The sequence below is a fragment of the Halorubrum sp. F4 genome (assembly GCF_027257195.1).
Taxonomy (GTDB): Archaea; Halobacteriota; Halobacteria; order Halobacteriales; family Haloferacaceae; genus Halorubrum.
Genome location: NZ_JAPDFS010000009.1, coordinates 1 through 20,013 on the forward strand (window position 1 = coordinate 1; position 20,013 = coordinate 20,013).

Annotated in this window: 17 protein-coding genes and 1 pseudogene; 13 read left to right on the forward strand and 5 right to left on the reverse strand. The window is 68.8% G+C overall.

Features of this window, described 5'->3' with window-relative positions; translation table 11 throughout:
* Positions 1 to 257: pseudogene (locus tag OKW78_RS14490) on the reverse strand (2-dehydro-3-deoxyphosphogluconate aldolase); the annotation flags it as partial.
* A gap of 217 nt (positions 258 to 474) precedes the next feature.
* Here OKW78_RS14490 and OKW78_RS14495 point away from each other — a divergent pair.
* The 5 genes from OKW78_RS14495 to rpsJ all read left to right on the forward strand — a co-directional run bounded on the left by OKW78_RS14495 (position 475) and on the right by rpsJ (position 6,467).
* Positions 475 to 2,664, forward strand: a complete 2,190-nt coding sequence (locus OKW78_RS14495) for an elongation factor EF-2 (protein ID WP_281195774.1) — start codon at positions 475 to 477, stop codon at positions 2,662 to 2,664.
* A 417-nt stretch (positions 2,665 to 3,081) separates the two neighbouring features.
* Positions 3,082 to 3,672 carry an amino acid-binding protein gene (locus OKW78_RS14500; protein WP_281195775.1) on the forward strand — a complete coding sequence of 197 codons (591 nt, stop codon included), beginning with the start codon at positions 3,082 to 3,084 and terminating at the stop codon, positions 3,670 to 3,672.
* Positions 3,669 to 4,661, forward strand: coding sequence for a homoserine dehydrogenase (locus OKW78_RS14505; protein WP_281195776.1), 993 nt, complete (start codon positions 3,669 to 3,671; stop codon positions 4,659 to 4,661). The genes OKW78_RS14500 and OKW78_RS14505 overlap by 4 nt, the downstream gene beginning before the upstream one ends.
* Before the next feature lie 228 nt (positions 4,662 to 4,889).
* Positions 4,890 to 6,155 (forward strand): translation elongation factor EF-1 subunit alpha, encoded by a 1,266-nt coding sequence (gene tuf, locus OKW78_RS14510; protein ID WP_281195777.1) that lies wholly within the window; start codon positions 4,890 to 4,892, stop codon positions 6,153 to 6,155.
* A gap of 3 nt (positions 6,156 to 6,158) precedes the next feature.
* Entirely contained in the window at positions 6,159 to 6,467 is a 309-nt protein-coding gene (rpsJ, locus tag OKW78_RS14515) for a 30S ribosomal protein S10 (RefSeq protein WP_023497061.1), read from the forward strand.
* A 140-nt stretch (positions 6,468 to 6,607) separates the two neighbouring features.
* On the opposite strand, the gene OKW78_RS14520 is transcribed toward rpsJ, so the two are convergent.
* Entirely contained in the window at positions 6,608 to 7,165 is a 558-nt protein-coding gene (locus OKW78_RS14520) for a rhomboid family intramembrane serine protease (protein WP_281195778.1), read from the reverse strand.
* A gap of 138 nt (positions 7,166 to 7,303) precedes the next feature.
* On the opposite strand from OKW78_RS14520, the gene OKW78_RS14525 reads away from it, so the two are divergent.
* The 5 genes from OKW78_RS14525 (at position 7,304) to OKW78_RS14545 (ending at position 13,333) form a co-directional block, all read left to right on the forward strand.
* The gene (locus tag OKW78_RS14525) at positions 7,304 to 8,506 is read left to right on the forward strand and encodes a lysylphosphatidylglycerol synthase transmembrane domain-containing protein (RefSeq protein ID WP_281195779.1); all 1,203 of its coding nucleotides are present in this window, start codon (positions 7,304 to 7,306) and stop codon (positions 8,504 to 8,506) included.
* 22 nt (positions 8,507 to 8,528) lie between these two features.
* A complete protein-coding gene (locus OKW78_RS14530; RefSeq protein ID WP_281195780.1) occupies positions 8,529 to 9,710 on the forward strand; it encodes an alpha-1 4-glucan-protein synthase in 1,182 nt (393 codons plus the stop codon).
* 39 nt (positions 9,711 to 9,749) lie between these two features.
* Entirely contained in the window at positions 9,750 to 10,892 is a 1,143-nt protein-coding gene (locus OKW78_RS14535; RefSeq protein ID WP_281195781.1) for an extracellular solute-binding protein, read from the forward strand.
* 64 nt (positions 10,893 to 10,956) lie between these two features.
* Positions 10,957 to 13,080: a glycosyltransferase family 39 protein gene (locus OKW78_RS14540; RefSeq protein WP_281195800.1), complete on the forward strand. Its 2,124-nt coding sequence runs from the start codon at positions 10,957 to 10,959 to the stop codon at positions 13,078 to 13,080.
* A gap of 10 nt (positions 13,081 to 13,090) precedes the next feature.
* Positions 13,091 to 13,333 (forward strand): hypothetical protein, encoded by a 243-nt coding sequence (locus OKW78_RS14545; protein ID WP_281195782.1) that lies wholly within the window; start codon positions 13,091 to 13,093, stop codon positions 13,331 to 13,333.
* 136 nt (positions 13,334 to 13,469) lie between these two features.
* Here OKW78_RS14545 and OKW78_RS14550 read toward each other — a convergent pair whose 3' ends face one another.
* Genes OKW78_RS14550 through OKW78_RS14560 form a run of 3 tightly spaced genes read right to left on the reverse strand, consistent with a single transcriptional unit; the run spans position 13,470 to position 16,539 of the window.
* Positions 13,470 to 14,279, reverse strand: a complete 810-nt coding sequence (locus tag OKW78_RS14550) for a dolichyl-phosphate hexose transferase (protein ID WP_281195783.1) — start codon at positions 14,277 to 14,279, stop codon at positions 13,470 to 13,472.
* Positions 14,280 to 14,335: 56 nt separating this feature from the next.
* Entirely contained in the window at positions 14,336 to 15,964 is a 1,629-nt protein-coding gene (locus OKW78_RS14555; protein WP_281195784.1) for a GMC family oxidoreductase, read from the reverse strand.
* Complete coding sequence (locus tag OKW78_RS14560; protein WP_281195785.1) at positions 15,961 to 16,539, reverse strand: gluconate 2-dehydrogenase subunit 3 family protein; 579 nt, start codon at positions 16,537 to 16,539, stop codon at positions 15,961 to 15,963. The genes OKW78_RS14555 and OKW78_RS14560 overlap by 4 nt, the downstream gene beginning before the upstream one ends.
* Before the next feature lie 130 nt (positions 16,540 to 16,669).
* Here OKW78_RS14560 and OKW78_RS14565 point away from each other — a divergent pair, with 130 nt between their 5' ends.
* The 3 genes from OKW78_RS14565 to OKW78_RS14575 all read left to right on the forward strand — a co-directional run bounded on the left by OKW78_RS14565 (position 16,670) and on the right by OKW78_RS14575 (position 19,986).
* The gene (locus tag OKW78_RS14565) at positions 16,670 to 18,280 is read left to right on the forward strand and encodes an iron ABC transporter permease (RefSeq protein ID WP_281195786.1); all 1,611 of its coding nucleotides are present in this window, start codon (positions 16,670 to 16,672) and stop codon (positions 18,278 to 18,280) included.
* Between the two features lie 318 nt (positions 18,281 to 18,598).
* The gene (locus OKW78_RS14570; protein WP_281195787.1) at positions 18,599 to 19,093 is read left to right on the forward strand and encodes a hypothetical protein; all 495 of its coding nucleotides are present in this window, start codon (positions 18,599 to 18,601) and stop codon (positions 19,091 to 19,093) included.
* Positions 19,094 to 19,386: 293 nt separating this feature from the next.
* Entirely contained in the window at positions 19,387 to 19,986 is a 600-nt protein-coding gene (locus OKW78_RS14575; protein WP_281195788.1) for a hypothetical protein, read from the forward strand.
* The last annotated feature ends 27 nt before the right edge of the window (positions 19,987 to 20,013 follow it).

Below are 20,013 nucleotides of genomic sequence, written 5' to 3' on the forward strand. Positions count from 1 at the left end.
TCCGCGCCGGCCATCAGCGTCGTCCGGGCGGTCTCGGCGTCGAGGACGGTGCCCGTTCCAACGACGACCTCGTCGTCGAAGGAGCCGGACACCTCCTCGATGAGGTCAGCGACGCCGGGCGTGTCGGCGGTGATCTCGACGGCGGTGACGCCGCCCTCTCGAAGCGCCTCGGCGATCCCGATGAGCTGGTCGGACGGCACTCCGCGCAACACCGCGACGACGCCGCTGTCGACGATCCGTGAGAGCGTCTCGTTCATGTGTCCCCGTCCCCGACGGATCACTTAAATCCGCCCGGCGTGGGTCGGCGACCGGCAGCGTGGCGGGACGGAGACGCCGATGGGATCGGAGCGCACGCGGACCGACGATCGTGCGAGCGATCGGCACGGAATCGGCGGTGATCGGGGGTGATCCCCGACAAAACGGCCGCGGAGAAACACTACCCTTTTGACCCTGCTGTCGGTAACACGCGGTATAATGGGCCGACGCAAGAAGATCGTTCAAGAATGTGAGCGGCTGATGGACAACCCGGAGTACATCCGGAACATCGCCATCGCCGCCCACGTCGATCACGGGAAGACGACGCTCTCCGACAACCTGCTTGCGGGCGCGGGCATGATCTCGCAGGACACCGCGGGCGAGCAGCTCGCGATGGACACGAAGGAGGACGAACAGGAGCGCGGCATCACCATCGACGCGGCGAACGTCTCGATGACCCACGAGTACGAGGACACCAACCACCTCATCAACCTCATCGACACCCCGGGCCACGTCGACTTCGGGGGCGACGTCACCCGCGCGATGCGCGCGGTCGACGGCGCGCTGGTGGTCGTCGACGCCGTCGAGGGCGCGATGCCCCAGACGGAGACGGTGCTCCGGCAGGCGCTCCGCGAGGGCGTGAAGCCGACGCTGTTCATCAACAAGGTCGACCGCCTCATCTCGGAACTCCAGGAGGGCCCCCAGGAGATGCAAGAGCGGCTCCTCTCCGTCATCGCCGACGTCAACGAGCTCATCCGCGGGATGGCCGAGAACATGGACGACATCCCCGAGGACTGGACCGTCTCCGTCGAGGACGGCACGGTCGGGTTCGGCTCCGCGCTGTACAAGTGGGGCGTCTCGATGCCGTCGATGCAGCGGACCGGCATGGACTTCGGCGACATCATGGACCTCGAGCAGAACGACAAGCGCGACGAGCTCCACGAGCGCACGCCGCTCTCGGACGTCGTGCTCGACATGGTCTGTGAGCACTTCCCGAACCCCGTCGACGCACAGCCACGCCGCGTCCCGCGCATCTGGCGCGGTGACCCGGACTCCACGCTGGCCGAGGGAATGCAGCTCGTCGACGAGGACGGCGAGGTCGTCTTCATGGTCACCGACATCTCGATGGACCCGCACGCGGGCGAGATCGCGACGGGTCGCGTCTTCTCCGGCACGCTCGAGAAGGGCCAGGAGCTGTACGTCTCCGGCACCGCGGGCAAGAACCGCATCCAGAGCGTCGGGCTGTTCATGGGGTCCGAACGCGAGGAGGTGGAACACGTCCCGGCCGGCAACATCGCCTCGGTCACCGGCCTGCGCGACGCCATCGCCGGCTCCACCGTCTCCTCCGTGGAGATGACGCCGTTCGAGTCGATCGAGCACATCTCCGAGCCGGTCATCACGAAGTCCGTCGAGGCCCAGAACATGGACGACCTGCCGAAGCTCATCGAGACGCTCCAGCAGGTCGCCAAGGAGGACCCGACGATCCAGATCGAGATCAACGAGGACACGGGCGAGCACCTCATCAGCGGGCAGGGCGAGCTCCACCTCGAGGTCATCACCCAGCGGATCCGGGACAACCAGGGGATCCCGGTCATCACCGGCGAGCCGATCGTCGTCTACCGCGAACAGCCCCAGGAGGCGTCCCGCGAGGTCGAGGGCGTCTCGCCGAACCGCCACAACAAGTTCTACCTCACCGTCGAGCCGATGGCCCAGGAGATCGTCGACGCCATCCAGCTCGGCGAGGTCTCGATGGACATGCCCGAACTGGAGCGCCGCGAGGCGTTACAGGACGCCGGCATGGACAAGGACACCTCCCAGAACGTCGAGGACATCCACCGAACCAACATCCTCATCGACGACACGAAGGGGATCCAGCACCTCAACGAGACGATGGAGCTCGTCCTCGAGGGGCTCCAGGAGGCGCTCGACGACGGCCCGCTGGCCGCCGAGCCGGTCCAGGGGTCGCTGTTCCGCCTCCACGACGCGAAGCTCCACGAGGACACCATCCACCGCGGACCCGCGCAGGTCATCCCCGCCGTCCGCGACGCGGTCCACCGCGCGCTGATCGACGGCGAGGTCCGCCTGCTCGAGCCGATCCAGGACGTCCGCATCGACGTGCCCAGCGAACACATGGGTGCCGCCTCCGGCGAGATCCAGGGCCGTCGAGGTCGCGTCGACGACATGTACCAGGAGGGTGACCTCATGGTCGTCGAGGGCATCGCGCCCGTCGAGGAGATGATCGGGTTCTCCTCGGACATCCGCTCGGCCACCGAGGGCCGCGCCTCCTGGAACACGGAGAACGCGGGCTTCCGCGTGCTCGTGGACAACCTCCAGCGCGAGAAGATCATGGAGATCCGCGAGCGGAAGGGAATGAAGCTCGAACTGGCCTCGTCGATCGACTACATCTAGTCGAGGCTTCGCGGTCCACGCTCCGCGTTTTCCGACACGTCGCCCGTTTCCTCCGCCGTTTTCGCTCTCCGAGCCTTCTCACCTCGTTTCGCGCTCCGTTTTCTCTCCCAACTTCGGCTCCGGTCCTCGTCGGCCGCCCGGTCCCCGTCACTCGCCCCATCGCTGCCGATCGCCCCGTCGCTGCCGGTCGCTCCTCGTCGCTCGGTCTCGTGTGACGTTCTCGTGTGACGTGTTCGCGTGCGTCGTGGAGGCAACGACTGCCATCGCCGAAGGCTTATACCGCTCCCCCCGACTCCTTTCGAGTATGCAGACGGGCACGACTCCCGCTCGGCGTATCGGCACGGAGCCAGCAAGCGACCGCTCCGCGTCGACAGGGACGTGCCGGACGGACTCCGCGCCTTCCGTGGAGGTGGTCGCGTGAGCGATACCCGGGACGGCGCGCCCGAGGAGGCGGCCGACGCGGCGGACCCGGCGGCGGACGGCGGCCACGACCCCGCCCCGTCGACGCACACGGTCCGACTCGAGCTCGTCGACGAGCCGGGACAGCTGCTCGCGGCGCTTCAGCCGATAGCGAACAACGGGGGTAACCTGCTGTCGATCTACCACGAGCGCGGGAACAAGACCCCGCGCGGTCGGATCCCGGTCGAGGTCGACTTCGAGGCGACGACCGAGCGCTTCGAGGGGATAGTCGAGGCGCTCCGCGAGGAGGGGATCACGGTGATGCAGGCGGGAACGGAGCGGTACGCCGAGGAGATCACCCTCGTCCTGTTCGGCCATCTCATCGACACCGACCTCTCGGACACCCTCTCGCGGATCGAGGCGTCCGCGTCGGCGTCGGTCGCCGACGTGTCGCTCGCGGCCCCGCAGGGGACCGAGGAGGTCTCGAGCGCCCGGCTTCGCCTGGAGGCACGGTCGGGCGAGACGAGCGAGGCGATCGCGGCGGTCCGCGAGGTCGCCGAGGAGAAGGAGCTCCGCGTCGTCGCGCCGCTCGCGGGGGTGGAGGCATGAGGCTCGCCGTGATCGGCGCGGGCGCGGTCGGCCGCTCCGTCGTCGAGCTGGCCGGCGAGCACGGCCACGAGGTCGTCGCCGTCGCGGACTCCTCGAGCGCGGTCGTCTCGGACGGGACCGACGGTTCGGGCGGGGCGGTCGGCGTCGACGCGGACGCGGTGGTCGCCCGCAAGGCCGAGCGCGGGATCGTCGGCGACGACGACCCGGCGGACGCGCTCGCGGCCGACTACGACGCCCTCGTCGAGGCGACGCCGACGACGCTCGGCGACGCCGAACCCGGGTTCTCGCACGTTCGGACCGCCCTCGAGCGGGACCGCCACGTCGTGTTGGCGAACAAGGGTCCGGTCGCGGAGCGGTACGGCGACCTCCGGGCGCTCGCGGCCGACAGCGCCGGCGACGTGCGCTTCGAGGCGACGGTGGGCGGGGCGATCCCCGCGGTCTCGACGGTCGAGGACATCGAGCCGAGCCACGTCACCGCGGTACGCGGCGTGCTCAACGGGACCGCGAACTTCATCCTCACGCGCATGGCCGCGGAGGGCCTCGACTACGACCACGTGCTCTCGGAGGCACAGGACCTCGGCGTCGCGGAGGCGGACCCCTCCTTCGACGTCGACGGGACCGACGCCGCGCTCAAGTGCGTCATCCTCGCGAACGTGCTCTCGTTCGGCGCGGCGGACGACCCGGCCGACGCCAGGGAGTTCACTCTCGCGGACGCGTCCGTGGAGGGGATCCGTGACGTGCCCGGCTCCGTGCTGCGGCTCGCCGCCGAGGACGGCCGGACCGTCCGGCTGATCGGCGAGGCGACGGGCGAGACGGTTCGGGTCGCCCCGCGGCTCGTTCACGAGAACGGGACGCTCGCGGTCTCGGGAACCCAGAACATCGTCCAGATCGAGACCACGCACGCGGGACGGCTCAACATCTCCGGTCGCGGCGCGGGCGGGCCCGAGACGGCGAGCGCGGTGCTCGGCGACGTCGGTCGGCTCGGCTGAGCTCCCGGACGCGGTCGCGGTTCGCTCGTTTCGCGACCTCGCTCGTCCCCTGAGGGACCGTTTCAGGACGAGCGGCCGATCCGTCCTCGTCCGTGCGTCCCGATCCCGTGACCCTCGATGACAGGAATCACCGGACTGCGGCGCTCTCGCCTGTGAGTCGTATCGAAACCGTTTTAGTGGAATCAACCGAAAACGTACTCACAGAGCGCCTTAGCGCGTGATTACCCCATGAGTGACAAACCGCACCAGAATTTGGCCATTATCGGCCACGTCGACCACGGCAAGAGTACGCTCGTGGGTCGACTCCTCTTCGAGACGGGGAGCGTCCCCGAGCACGTAATCGAGCAGCATCGCGAGGAAGCAGAAGAGAAGGGCAAGGGCGGCTTCGAGTTCGCCTACGTGATGGACAACCTCGCCGAGGAGCGCGAGCGTGGCGTCACGATCGACATCGCCCACCAGGAGTTCGACACGGATTCCTACTACTTCACCATCGTCGACTGCCCGGGCCACCGTGACTTCGTGAAGAACATGATCACGGGCGCCTCGCAGGCCGACAACGCGGTGCTCGTCGTCGCGGCCGACGACGGCGTCGCGCCCCAGACCCGAGAGCACGTGTTCCTGGCCCGCACGCTGGGAATCAACGAGCTCATCATCGGCGTCAACAAGATGGACCTGGTCGACTACCAGGAGTCCACGTACGACGAGGTCGTCGAGGAGGTCAAACAGCTCCTCAACCAGGTCCGCTTCGCGACCGACGACACGACGTTCGTGCCGATCTCGGCCTTCGAGGGCGACAACATCTCCGAGGAGTCCGAGAACACCGGCTGGTACGACGGCCCCACCCTGCTGGAGTCGCTCAACGACCTGCCCGAGTCCGAGCCGCCGACGGACGCGCCGCTCCGGCTCCCCATCCAGGACGTCTACACCATCTCCGGCATCGGGACCGTCCCCGTCGGACGCGTCGAGACCGGGATCCTCAACACGGGGGACAACGTCTCCTTCCAGCCGTCCGACGTGGGCGGCGAGGTGAAGACGGTCGAGATGCACCACGAGGAGGTTCCCAAGGCCGAGCCCGGCGACAACGTCGGGTTCAACGTCCGCGGCCTCGGCAAGGACGACATCCGTCGCGGCGACGTGTGTGGTCCCGCCGACGACCCGCCGAGCGTCGCCGAGACGTTCAAGGCGCAGGTCGTCGTCATGCAGCACCCGTCGGTGATCACGGCCGGCTACACCCCGGTCTTCCACGCGCACACGGCGCAGGTCGCCTGTACGATCGAGTCCATCGATCAGAAGATCGACCCGTCGTCCGGTGAGGTCGCCGAGGAGAACCCGGACTTCATCAAGTCCGGCGACGCCGCGGTCGTCACCGTTCGCCCGCAGAAGCCGCTCAGCATCGAGCCGTCCGGCGAGATCCCGGAACTCGGCAGCTTCGCCATCCGCGACATGGGTCAGACCATCGCGGCCGGGAAAGTGCTCGAAGTCAACGAGCGATAATCGATGCAGCAGGCACGCGTCCGCCTCGCCGGTACCAGCCCCGAGGACCTCGACGCCATCTGCGACGACGTCCGCGAGATCGCGGACTCGACGGGGGTCGCCCTGTCGGGCCCGATCCCGCTGCCGACGAAGACGCTGGAGATCCCGTCGCGGAAGTCCCCGGACGGTGAGGGGACGGCGACGTGGGAGCACTGGGAGATGCGCGTCCACAAGCGGCTGATCGACATCGACGCCGACGAACGCGCGCTCCGACAGCTCATGCGCGTCCAGGTGCCCAACGACGTCAGCATCGAGATCGTTCTCGAGGACTAAGCGCTAAGGCGCGTTCGCGCCACGCTCTCGGTTTTTCGTTTTTCCGCCGGACAGCGTCGCCGTCGTCGATCGAACACGCCCGTCCGCGCGATCGCTTTGATCGTCACCGAGCTCGTTCTGATCGTCGCCGAGCTCGTTCGTCAGCGCTCCAGCAGTCGCACCCGCCCGGCGAGGAGGCCGCAGAACGCCCCGGTCGCGTGGGCGAAGAGCGCGACGCCGGGCGCGGCGGTCGCGACCGTGAGGAGGACGGCGAGCCCGCCGAACAGCGCGAGTTGCGCGCGCGACGAGAGTCGAAGGCGGTCGAACAGCGTCGCGGTCACGACGTTGCCGGCGAGCAGGTACCCGCCGAGCGCGAAGGCGGCACCGCTGAGCCCCAATACGGCCGCCGACGGTCCGAGCAGGCTACCCACGGTCACCTGTGCGACCCCGGCGAGCGCGCCGGTGACGACGACGAACGCGTGGAACCGGGGTCGGGTCGTCCGCCGTTCGACGAGGGGGCCGACCAGAAGCAGCGCCAGCGCGTTGGCGAGGAGATGCCCGACCGAACCGTGCGCGTACACGCTGGTGACGAGCGTCCACGGCGCGACCGACAGCGGGAGCGACAGCGCGAACACACGGGCGAGGCCGACGACGCCGAGGACGGCCTGTACTGCGCCGACGAGGCAGGCGATCGCGAGCGTCTCGAGGGTGGCGCGCATCGGATCCGGATCGGGTCCGCGTCCTCAAAAGGATGGCCGCGTCGGGAGCGGACGGGTATGCGCGTTGAACGACGAAGCACTCGTCCCGGTGCAACGAACCGCCAGGATTATATGATTTAGGTCAACCTAAATAATCGTATGGCCACGCGCGACGACGACTCTCGACTCCACGACCGCCTCCCGCGAGGGTGGCTCACGGCCGTGGGGACCGTCCTGGTCCTCGCGGTCGGCGGCGTCGTGTTGACGCGGACCCTCGACCCCGGGACCGTGGTCTCGACGGCCGCCGCGGCGGACCCGTCGCTGCTCGTCGCGGCACTCGTCGCCTACCTGCTGTCGTGGCCGGTTCGCGGGCGACGGTACCGCGACGTGCTCGCCCCGATGGGCCATCGGTGTCGGACCGCGTTTCTCACGGCGACGGTGTTCGCCAGCCAGACCGCGAACCTCGTCGTTCCCGCGCGGGCCGGCGACGGCGTCCGCGCGTACCTCCTGAAGGACCGACGGGAGGTGCCGTACCCGACCGGCGTCGCGTCGCTGGCCGTCGAGCGCGCGTTCGACCTCGTGGCGCTCGGCGCGCTCGGCGGCACCGCGCTCGCGGCGCTCCTCCTCGACGGGCGGACCGTGCTGTCGGCGGACCCCGGAGGAACCGCCGCGACCGTCGGGCCGGCTCGAGCCGTCGCCGCCGCCGCCGGGATCGCGGCCGCGGCCGTGCTGGGTTCGGCCGTCACGGTCGTGGTCGCCCGGAGCGACCGCCGTTTCGGCCCCGCCCTCCGTGACCGGCTCGGCCGACTCGATCGACCGCGGCTCTCGCGGGCGGTCGACGCCGCCGTCCGGTTCGGGACCGCGGTTCGGGTCGTCGCCGCGGACCCGGGCGCGCTCGTCCGAGTCCTCCTCGCGAGCGGGATCGTGTGGGGACTCGACGTCCTGACGGCCGTCCTCGTGCTCGCGGCGCTGGTCGGCGGGACCGGCGGTCTCGCCCCGATGACGCTCGTCGCCGTCGGGACGCTCGCGGTCTCCGCCGGGAACCTCGCGAAGGTGCTGCCGCTCTCACAGGGTGGTATCGGCCTGTACGAGGCGGCGTTCACGGGGATCGTCGTCGCCGCCACTCCGATCCCGGTTGAGATCGCTCTGGCCGCGGCGGTCCTCGATCACGCGCTGAAGAACGCGGTCACGCTCGCCGGCGGGCTGGTCGGACTGGCGTTCAACGTCTCTCCGACGGCCGGAACCGGCGGGGCGAGGGGGACCGATCCGTCCGCGGACGATCGGACCTCCGAGACGACCGCCGACGCGGCGGATTCGGCGTCGGAGGGGGATCCCGCTGCGGCCCGACCGCCAAGTTTTTAGGCTAGCCTAAAAACATGATCGTATGGACGAACGCCGCTCACGAGAGGGGAGAGGAGACGTCTGCGTGGTCGTTCCGACGATCCGCGAGTACGAGTGCGTCCGCGCGTACGTCGAGAACGCCCGCGACCACGGCTTCGACGTCTCGCGGCTCCACTTCGTGCTCGTCACCGAGGACTTCTGTGACGTCGAGGAGATGCGAGGGATACTCGCCGATCTGGGCGTCTCCGGCGAGGTCTTCGACGGGACCGCCCGCGAGGAGTGGTACGAGAGCGAGGGGGTCGCGGAGTACGCCCACGTCGTTCCGGCCGCGAGCCACGCGGAGACGAGCTTCGGCCTGCTGTACATGTGGGCGAACCCCGAGTTCGAGTACGGGATGTTCATCGACGACGACACGCTCCCGCACGACGACGCGGACTACTTCGGCCGACACATGGCGAACCTCGCCTTCGAGGGGGAGATAACGCGCGTCCGGTCGGACGAGAACTGGGTGAACGTCCTCTACGAGCGCGCCGACGAGCACGGCCTGTATCCCCGCGGGTATCCCTACTCGGCGATGGACGAGACCGTCGAGACCGATACCGTCGAGATCGAAGGCGACGAGGTCGTCGCCTCACAGGGGCTGTGGACGAACGTCCCCGACCTCGACGCCGTCCGGATCCTGATGGACGGCGATCTGGAGGGACAGGCGCAGACGCGGACGACCGCCGACGACTTCGGCGAGGACTTCGTCGCCGCCCGCGACAACTACCTCACCGTCTGCTCGATGAACCTCGCGTTCCGCCGCGAGGTGATCCCGGCGTTCTACCAGCTGCCGATGGACGACAACGAGTGGGAGGTCGGGCGGTTCGACGACATCTGGTCGGGCGTGTTCCTCAAACGCGCCTGCGACGTGCTCGGGAAACGGATCTACAACGGCGGTCCGCTGTGTGAACACAACAAGGCCGCGCGTTCGACGTTCGACGACCTCCACAACGAGGTCGCCGGACTCGAGCTCAACGAGCACCTCTGGGAGCTGGTCCGCGACGCCGGCGCGGACGCCGACGGCTACGCCGCGGTCTACGACGCGATGGCGGATCGGCTCGCCGACGGCGAGTTCGAGGAGTACCGGAACGGCGAGTTCTTCGTCCACGTCGGCGAGTACATGCGCGACTGGCTCGACTGTCTCGAGGCGCTCGACCGGACGCCGGCCGTCGCCGACGACTGAATCGATACCACTAAGTTTGTTTAGGTTAGCCTAAAACGTATGACTCGAAACGATCGTCTTCCGGACGGGATCGACAGACGACGCCTCCTCGCCGCGACGGGTGCGGTCGGCGTAGTCGGAACGTCGGGATGTCTCGGCATCCTCGGTATCGGCGACGACGACGACGGCGACGGCGCCACCGACTCGACGGTCGGCCAGATCGGCTCCGGCCGCGAGGGACGCGGACTCCCGGGCGGTACCCCGATCGCCGAGATGCCCGACCTCTCGGGCGAGCTCACCGTCTACTCGGGCCGCGGCGAGTTCCTCGTCGGCGACCTCGTCTCCTACATCGACGACCAGTACGACGACTTCGACCTGACGGTGCGATACGGCGGCTCGACGGACCTCGTGAACCAGATCATCAACGAGGCGGAGTCGCCGGCCGACGTGTTCTACTCCGTCAACGCGGGCTCGCTCGGCGCGCTCGCCGACGAGGGACGGACGCAGTCGCTCTCCGAGGAGGTCACCGGCATGGTTCGCGAGGAGTTCCGCACCGACCAGTGGATCGGGACGTCCGGACGCGCCCGCACCATCCCGTACAACACCGGGGAATTCTCCGGCGACGACCTCCCGAACGACGTCATGGCCTATCCCGAGGAGTTCTCCGGCGACCTCGGTTGGGCCCCTTCCTACGGCTCCTGTCAGGCGTTCGTGACCGCGATGCGGCTCATCGAGGGAGAGGAGGCGACCCGCGATTGGCTGGAGTCGATCGTCGACTCGGGGATCACGAGCTATCCCGACGAGTTCGCCGCGTGTCAGGCGATCGCCGACGGCGAGATCGACGCCGCGTTCACGAACCACTACTACATCCAGCGCGTCCTCGACGGCAACCCGGAGGCATCGATCGCCACCGCGTTCACGAGCGGCGACGCCGGCGCGGTGTTCAACGTCGCGGGCGCGGCCGTCGTCGACACCGCCTCCGACGCGACGCTCGCGGAGAACTTCATCCGACACCTGTTGTCGGCGGAGGCACAGGACTACTTCGCCCGGACCACCTTCGAGTACCCGCTCGTCCCCGACGTCGAGCCCATCGGTGACCTGCCGACGATCGACGAACTCGACGTGCCGGACGTCGATCTGACCCAGCTGTCCGACCTCGAACCGACGATCGACCTCATGCGCGACGCGGGCGTCGACGTCTGAGCGGTCGGCTCCCGTGACCGCCGATCCCGACCGTCAGTCCGAGCTCGACGGTCCGTCCGACTCCATGCTGCCGTCCGCCGACGGCACGACGCTCGCGGCCGGCCTCGTCGCGGTCGCGGCCGGCGTCCTGACGTTCGCCGTCGCCGCGACCGTCTTCGCGTACCACTCGGTCAACCACGACGAGGCGGTCTACCTCACGCAGGCCGCGATGCTGCTCTCCGGGCAGCTCGAGCTCCATGCCGGCGCGATCGCGGACGCGTTCCGCCCGTGGTTCTTCGTTCAGGACGGCGGCCGGCTCTACCCGAAGTACACCCCGGTCCCCGCGGCGATGTACGCGGTCTCGATGGCGATCCTCGGCGAGCCGCGGGCCACGCTCGCGGTCGTCGCCGCCGGCAACGCCTTCCTCGTGTATCTGCTCGGTTCGATGGCGTTCGACCGGCGGGTCGGCGTCGTCGCCGCGGTCCTGTTCGCGGCGTCGCCGCTCGCGCTCGTGACCGGCTCGACGTTCCTCCCGTACGCGCCGACGACGTTCCTCAACCTGTGTTTCGCGGTCGCGTACCTCCGGAGCGTCCGCGATCGGTCGCTTCCGGCGGCCGGCGTGGCGGGCGTCGCGGTCGGGCTCGCCTTCTTCGCGCGCCCCTACACGGCGGTGCTGTTCGCGAGCCCGTTCATCTGCCACGCGCTCGTTGGGGTGCTGTCGTCGTTGCGGGAGTGCGAGTTTCGACACCTTCCGGGCCCCGTCCGCCGTCACGGACTCACGGCGCTTCTCGGCACGCTGTTCGTCGGCGTCACGCTCGCGTACAACCTCCGGTTGACCGGGTCGCCGCTGACGTTCCCGTACCAGGCGTTCGCGCCGATGGACGGTCCCGGCTTCGGCGAGCGGCGGATCCTCGGCCACTCGGCCGACTACACGCTCGGGCTCGCGCTCGAATCGAACGCCTATGCGCTGTGGTACCTCGCGACTCGATGGGTCGCGGCCGGACCGATCGGGACGCTTCTCGCGCTCGCCGGGTTCGGGCTGGCCTTCCGGCGGTGGAGCGGTGACGGCCGTACGCATCGCTTTGAACGTACCGCCGGCCTCCTGCTCGTCGGCGTCGCGGTCGCCGTCGTCGTCGGCAACGTGTTCTTCTGGGGGACACACAACCTGCTTTCGACCTTCTCGGACCCGACCGACGGCCTAGTGTCGGGGTTCGGGCCGTTCTACCACTTCGACCTGCTCGTCCCGTTTTCGGTCTTCGGCGGGGTCGCCGCAGTCGCCGGATGGCGCGCGCTCCCGCGCCTCCGGCGGCGGATCGAGGCGGTCACGACCGCGCGGGCCGCGCGAACGGTCGTCGTCGTCGCGGTCGCGGCCGCCCTCCTCACCGGCGGGGTCGCCGCGATCGCGGCGGTCGAGACGCCGCTCGACCGGAACGCGGCACACGCCGAGAAGTACGAAGTCGCCTACGAACCCGTGGAGTCGACGTCGTTCGAGGATGCGCTCGTCTTCGTCCCGACGCCGTACGGGGAGTGGCAGAACCACCCGTTCCAGGCGCTGCGAAACGAGCCCGGATTCGGCGGCGAGGTCGTCTACGCGCTCGACCGTGATCCGGGGGAGGACTTCGCCGTGCTCGACGCGTATCCGAACCGGACCGCCTACCGGTACGCCTATCGGGGCGAGTGGACGCCGGACGCGGACCGTCACGTCTCACCGAAGCTCGAACCGATCGAGGTTCGTCGGGGATCGACGCTCTCGGCCGGTACGACGGTCGGCGTTCCCGAGCGCGTGGAGCGCGCCCGCGTTCGGCTGGCGGTCGACGGTGCCGACGGCGGCGACCGTGCGGGCTACGTCGTCGATGACCCGGGCGACTCGGTCGCGGTCGACTGGACCGTCGACGCCGACGCGGCACGGCTGGCCGGAGACCCGAACTCGACGGTCCCCGTCGACGGCGAGGGCGACGAGGACGATCCGACCGACACCGTCGTTCTCACCGTGACGCTCGTCGACCCCGCGGGATCGACGTTCACCTATCGGCAGGAGGCGACGATCCGGACGGACGGCGACCGCGTCGAGATGGTGTGGCCCCCGGAGCGATCCGTCTGCCGGCTCGTCACGGAGTGCGGCAACGAGGGGACCTACATCCCGGGCGATCCCGACGCCCATCCCGAGTGGGTCGTCTTCGAGACGGACGTCGAGGCGGACGCGGCGTGAGACCCCGGCCGTGTCGAACCCGACCGACGACCGACGCGTTTATCCGGTCACTCGGGCGATCCGCGACATCGACAGACAGGGATTCGCGGTCGCCGCGTTCGTCATCGCGTCGCTCGCGACGGCGGTCACACAGCTGGTTCAGCCGTCTTTCGTGGGATCGACGGCGGCACACGTCGCACTCGATGCGCTCTTCATCGGAGCCGCCGTTTACATCGGTCTCTCCGTTCTCGAGCGAACAACGGAATCGTCGTGATCCAGAGAACCCGAGATCGGCTGGAATCGGAGCGTTCGGTCGTCTCGCGGGGTTCGCGCTCATCGGTGGATGACCGTGGATCGTTCACAGCGAGCGTTGACACGGGGTCCCACGGGAAACGGACGTTTCTCGCCGCTCAGAACCGACGGAGTCGCTCCTCGAGACAGACGGTGACGATCGACTTCGCGATGGCCGCGCCGCCGCCGATCGGGTCGAGCTTCGTCTCTCCCAGTCGCTCGGCGTAGGCGATCGGGCGCTCGCGCACGTCGTGCCCGCGCATCAGCGGACGGATCAGGAGCTCGGCGGAGAGGCCGGTGTTCTCGGTCCAGCCGATCTCCTCGACGATCTCGCGGCGGTACGCGCGCATCCCGGTGGTGGTGTCGTGGACGCGCTCGCCCATGAGCAGGCTCGCGAGCGCCGCGAACGCGTGGTTGCCGAGGCGGTTGAACGCCGGCATCGCGTCCGCGCCGTGGTAGAGGCGGTCGCCGCTGACGACGTCCGCGCCGTCGTTGATCCCGGCGAGGAACTCCGGAAGCGCCTCCATCGGGTAGGTGTCGTCGCAGTCGGTCGTGACGACGACCGGACGGTCGGGCGCGAGGATCGCCTCGCGGACCGCGACGCCGTATCCCTGCGGCTCCTGTTCGATCACGCGTGCGCCGTGTTCGCGGGCTATCTCCGGGGTTCGGTCGGACGAGCCGTCGACGCAGACGACCTCCGCCCGTCCGTCGGTCACCCGATCGACGTCCTCCAGGACGGTGCCGATCGCCTCCTCCTCGTTGTACGTTCCCATCACGACGCTGAGGTCGTCGAAGGTGTACGGCTCCGCGGAGCCGGTCCCGGTCGTTGATCCGTCCGTGCGGGCGGCTTCCACGTCGGCATCGGTCGTCTCCTCCCCGTCGTCGACGGCGGCCGCCGTCCCGTTCGTCGCGTGTGTTGACTCGCTCATTGTTCAGTCGAAACGACCGCACCTACTTGAGTTTTTAGGTTTACCTAAAACAGTGGTCAGAGCCACGCGTCGACGCCGTCGCCGACCCGCAACGCGAGCGCGGCGATGGTGAGCGTCGGGTTCATCGCCCCGCTCGTGGGAAAGACGGAGCTGGAGGCGATCCAGCAGTTGTCGAGGTCGTGGGTCCGGCAGTCGGCGTCGACGACGCCCTCGGCGGGGTCGTCGCTCATCCGTGTCGTCCCCATGTGGTGGTAGGCGGGGCCGGTCTCGTCGGGACCGGCGACCCACTCGACCTCCGCGCCGAGTTCCTCCAGGACGGCGACCTGGACCTCGTTGGCCCGCGCTATCGTGTCGAGCGCGCGGTCGTCGACGGTCCAGTGGATCTCGGGGACCGGGTTGCCGTGATCGTCGGTACGGTCGTCCGCGAGGGTCACGCGGCTCCCCGCGTCCGGGAGCTGCTCGACGAGCCCGCCCATCGCGACGTGGTTCCCGTAGCCCGCCCGGAGGCGCTCGAGGAGGTCGTCGCCCCAGTCGTCGCCCGACAGCGCCATCTCGACCGGGGAGGGCCCCGCGTAGTTGAAGAACTCGAGCTTGAACGGGGCCAGCTCCTCGTCGGCGTCGTCGTAGAACTGGTCGCAGGCGCTGGTGTAGAAGCCGACGTGGTTCTGGCGGGTCGGCTCGTCGAGGGTGCCGCCCGCCCCGGCGAAGAGGTGATCCATGAAGAACTCCCCCACGTGGCCGCTGGTGTTCGCGAGCCCGTCGGGGTACGCTTCGGATTCCGAGAGCAGGAGGAGCCGAGAGGTCTCCACCCCGCCGCAGGCGACGACGAACGCGTCCGCCTCCTGTCGGTGTTCCTCTCCGTCCGGCGTCGCGTAGACGGCGGCTGTCACCCGGTCGGCGTCGTGCTCGAGGTACTGGACCGGGGCACGGTCGATCACGGTCGCGCCCGCCTCCTCGGCGCGCTCGACGTGGACCGTCGCGTCGTACTTCGCGCCCGACGGGCAGACCGGCTGGCAGGTGCCGTAGCCGACGCAGGGCGACCGCCCCTCGTACGGCTCGGAGTTGCGCGCGTTCGGTACCGAGTGCATGTCGATCCCCAACTCCTCGCAGGCCTCGGCGAAGAGCGAGTCGCTGTAGGAGGGCTCGAAGGGGGCCATCGGGTGCGGTTCCTCGCGGGGCGGCGCGTAGGGGTTGTCGACGTTGCTCCCGCCCGCGACTCCCAGCTCCCGCTCCGCCTCGGCGTAGTATGGACGCAGGTCGTCGTAGTCGATCGGCCAGTCGGGACCGACGCCCCGGGCCGTCCCGGAGTTGAAGTCGTCCTCGTGGAGGCGCATCACCATCCCCTGCCAGTGGAGCGTCGACCCGCCGATCCCCTTCACGCGGGCGTGGTTCAACGGGTAGAACCGCTCGCCGGCGTTCTCGTGGGCGTCGCGCTCGCCGCCCACGTCCCAGACGTCGGGCCGATCGTACGCCGGGCGGATCGCTCGCTCCTGTCTGGCGACCCGGTCGTCGGGATCGAACCGCGGACCGGCGTCGAGGACCACCACGTCGCGGTCGGCGGCCAGCCGGTCGGCGACGAGCGCGCCCGCCGGGCCCGCGCCGACGACGCAGACGTCCGCGTTCGGGGCGGGGGTCCGGTCGACGTCGTCGCCGGCGGCCGTTCCCGCGCTCCCCGCGCCGCTCACGGCGGCCCCCGCGTATAGCTCTCCGCGCCGCCGGGGTATCCCTGCGGGTTCTCGATCCCGACCAGCTCTCCGCCCGTCGGCGAGGCGTACAGCGCGAGCAGCAGGTCGTTCACGACGTAATACCGCACCCGCTCGGCGGTCGATCCCCTCGGGTCCTCCTCGGCGGTGTCGGCCCCGATCCCGCGGAGCAGCTCCTCACGGTCCGCCGCGGGGAGCTCCTCGACCGGCGCGTCGTACCACGCCTGCGAGGCGTCGGCGAGCTCGCCGACCGCCTCGCGGAGCCCCCTCGCGTGTGCGGACCCGTCGAGTCGGCCGTCGAGGAACCGGTCCACGAAGCCGTCGATCCCGTCGACCGCCCCCGGGTAGACGACCTTCGCGACCGCGACCATCGTCGCCCGGACCGTCCCCTCGTCCGCGCTCCGCTCCGACGGACCGTCGTCCCCACTCGACGCGTCGTCGGTCGCGGCGTCCTCTCCGCGCTCACGATCCCGCACGCGACGGACGCCGACGGCGATCCCCCCGGTCGCCCCCAGGGCGGCCAGCGCGGCCACGGCGTCGCGTCTCGTCAGCTCCATGCCTCGATTTAGGCTTCCCTAAAAACTTATACCCGTCGGAGTCGATCGCACACACGATGCCGGCGGGATCGGAATTCCTAACCGAGACAGGGCCCTCCGTTCGGATCGAACTCGGTTCTCCCTCCGATCCATGAGCAGGATACAGCGCCTCATCGACCGCGCGACCGACGGCGACGATCGGCTTCCGCCGGGGCTGACGCTGCTGTCCGCGGCGATCGCCGCGACCCTCGTGTTCCCGCTGGCGTGGCTCGTGATCGAGGCCGTCACCGTGGACCCCGCCCGTGCGCGCGAACTCCTCCTCAGCCGCGGGACGGCCGAGGTGCTTCTCAACAGCCTGCTCCTGATGGCGGGCGTCACGGCCCTCTCGATCCTCCTCGGCGTGCCGCTCGCGTACCTGACGGTCCGGACCGACCTCCCGTTCCGCCGGTTCTGGTCGGTCGTCGTCGCGCTCCCGCTCGTCGTCCCCAGCTACGTCGGCGCGTTCGCGTTCGTCTCCGCGTTCGGCCCGCGGGGGGAGTTCCACGACCTCCTCGCGCCGCTCGGGATCGAGCGGATCCCGGAGATATACGGCCTGCCCGGCTCGATCCTCGTGATCACGCTGTACACCTATCCGTACGTCTACCTCTCGACGCGCGCCGCGCTGCTCTCGTTCGACACGAGGCTGATCGAGGCGGCCCGAACCCTGAACCACGGCCGCGTCGAGGCGTTCCGTCGGGTGACGCTGCCCGTGATCCGCCCGGCGGTCGCCGCCGGATCGCTCCTGGCGGCGCTGTACGCCGTCTCCGATTTCGGCACGCCCTCGATCATGCGCCTGTCCGTCTTCACCCGCCAGATCTACGTCGAGTACAACACGTTCGGCAGCGACTACGCCGCGTTGCTCTCGTTGCAGCTCCTCGGCGTCGTGCTCGTCGTGCTCGCGCTGGAGTGGCTCGTCCGGTCGAACCGGAGCGCCCACGGCGACGACGCGGGCACCACCCGCGACCTCGTGAACCTCGGTCGGTGGCGGTGGCCGGCGACGCTGGCTCCCGCGTCGGTCGCGGCGACCGCGCTCCTCGTCCCGCTGTGGATCCTGCTGCTCTGGCTCGTGCGCTCCGACGCCGGTCGCCGTCCGTCGATGGCGTTCGAGCCGGTACAGGTGCTCAACTCGCTCTCGGTCTCGCTGGCGGCCGCGGTCGTCGCCGCGCTCGCGGCGCTGCCAATCGCCTACTTCGCGGCCACCCACGACTCGCCGCTCGCGACCCTCTTCGAGCGGGCGACCTACGTCGGATTCGCCGTTCCCGGGATCGTGTTGGCGCTCGCGCTGGTCTACTTCGGGTCGGGATACCTGCCGCGGCTCTACCAGACGCTCCCGCTCTTGGTGTTCGCGTACGTCGTCCGCTTCCTGCCGCAGGCCGTGGGATCGACCCGGACGTCGATCCTCGGGGTGGACCCCCGACTCGTCGAGGCGGGTCGCACCCTCGGGGAGTCCTCGATGGGCGCGTTCCGCCGAGTGACGTTCCCGCTCACCCGTTCGGGGATCGTCGCCGGCGCGGCCCTCGTCTTCCTCACGACGATGAAGGAACTGCCCGTCACGCTCATCCTCCGCCCGTCGGGTTTCGAGACGATCGTCACCCAGATCTGGCGCGCACAGGAGACCGCGCTCTACCAGTACGCGGTCGTTCCGACCCTCATCCTGCTCGTCATCTCCGGGCTCTCGATGGTCGTCATCCTCGCCCAGGAGGGCGGTGAGGAAGGGTTGTAGGCGGGGAGAACGGCGGATCACCGATCGGATATCAGGTCCGCTCCTCGAGGAATCGAGTGGAAGGCTCTGGCTCCGCCATCTCCGACGGCTCCGTCGGCGAACTGCTCGCGGATGCTCACTACAAGTGAACGACTTAGCGTAGGAGATCATGACTTATTCAGCAACTGGTGAGTTCTGCGTACAATATAGCGGATGAGTTCGGCACGGTAACCCTCTTATTTCACGTTGAAATCAGTAAGCTAACCCCTCGGCAGTCCTAGATCTTCACGATCCATCTCAGAAGGCTTATTCGGAATCCGAGGGAACCGTGACTGATCCATGCCCTCCCCGTTCATTCGAGCCAAGCCCCTCCAAGCGCTCAAGCTCACCGCTGTTATTGGTTCCCTTGCGCTTGGTGTTGCCAGCTTTTCCGGGGTTCTGCCCGGACGGAATCTAACCGGCCTGCTGTCCCTCGCATTCTTCCCCATGATTCTCGCTATCGTCGTCAGTGTTGAAGCGCTGTTTGCGGGCTATCGACTCGTACGGGCTGACGATCCGGTTGCTCGGCTTACAGCTCAACGTGGGTATACCGCGATTCGCGTGATTGAGTTGGTCGTGACCGTCGCCGCACCCGGAACGTTCTACGCCCTCATCGTCCGGATCGGCGGCGAGGTTCCCGGTCCGGGCGCTATCGGACTGCTGTTCATCGGAATCGGCCTCGGTCTGCTGGCCTACAGCGCGGTGTTATTGCGGACGCTCGTCGAGTATTACTATCACCGGCAGCGTGCTTCCGTACCGGAAACCGATGAACGCAGCCGAAACATGGCGGAATAAGCCGGGAGGTCACCCGTAGTGAGAACGGTTGTGGCCTGTATCGACCGATGACGACTGTCCGGACCGATCAGTTGTACGTACGGGATATGCGCGTTACGTCTTGTATGATCCACTGAAAATCATCTTAAAATGATAGGACTCAAAGCGGTCAATTCGTACTCGTTATCGCTCGGTCGTTTCACGAGCACGGACATGAAACGGGGGCTCCAACGGCGTCACGTCGACGTATTTGTGCCAACCAAACCACTTATCAGTTCCCTGACTTACGGTCGATCCGTCACGGAGCGACCCACATGTCACTGGCCGACGCACACAGACCGACGAGCCGACGCGAACGGTACCGACTCATGGCCGACGCCGCGACCCGACCGTTCGCGGTCGGCGCGGTCGCGGTTCCGCTCCTCCTGCCCGTCCTCGGCTATCTCTCCGGCGACGTCCGGGTCATGTTCACCGTCCACCTCTTTCTCGGCGCGTTCTGGTTCGGCACCGCGGTGCTCGGCGCGGTCGTGTTAGGTCCCGTCATGGGATCGCTTTCCGAGGAGGCGAACGTCGAGTTCGCCGAGGGGTTCGTCCCGAAGATGAACCTCCTCATGGAGCCGGTCTCGGTCGGCGTCGTCGGCTCCGGGGTGGGGCTCGCCGCCATGATGGGGCTCCTGGCTTCCCCTTCCCCGTCACTGTGGGCGGCACTCGCGCTCGCCGCCGCGCTGCTCGTTCTCGGGTTCGGCCCGCTCCACGCGTTCACCGCCGGGATGTTCGACGAGATCGCCGCCGAGGAGACCGACCACGAGCGGCTCGCCGGCCTGAACGCGAAGTACGGCATGTTGAGCCTGGTCGAACTCGTCCTCATGGTCGCCATCGTCGCCACGATGTCCGGGATCCGCTGGGGCTTTTGAGCCGTCGGGATCCGCTGAGACCTTCGG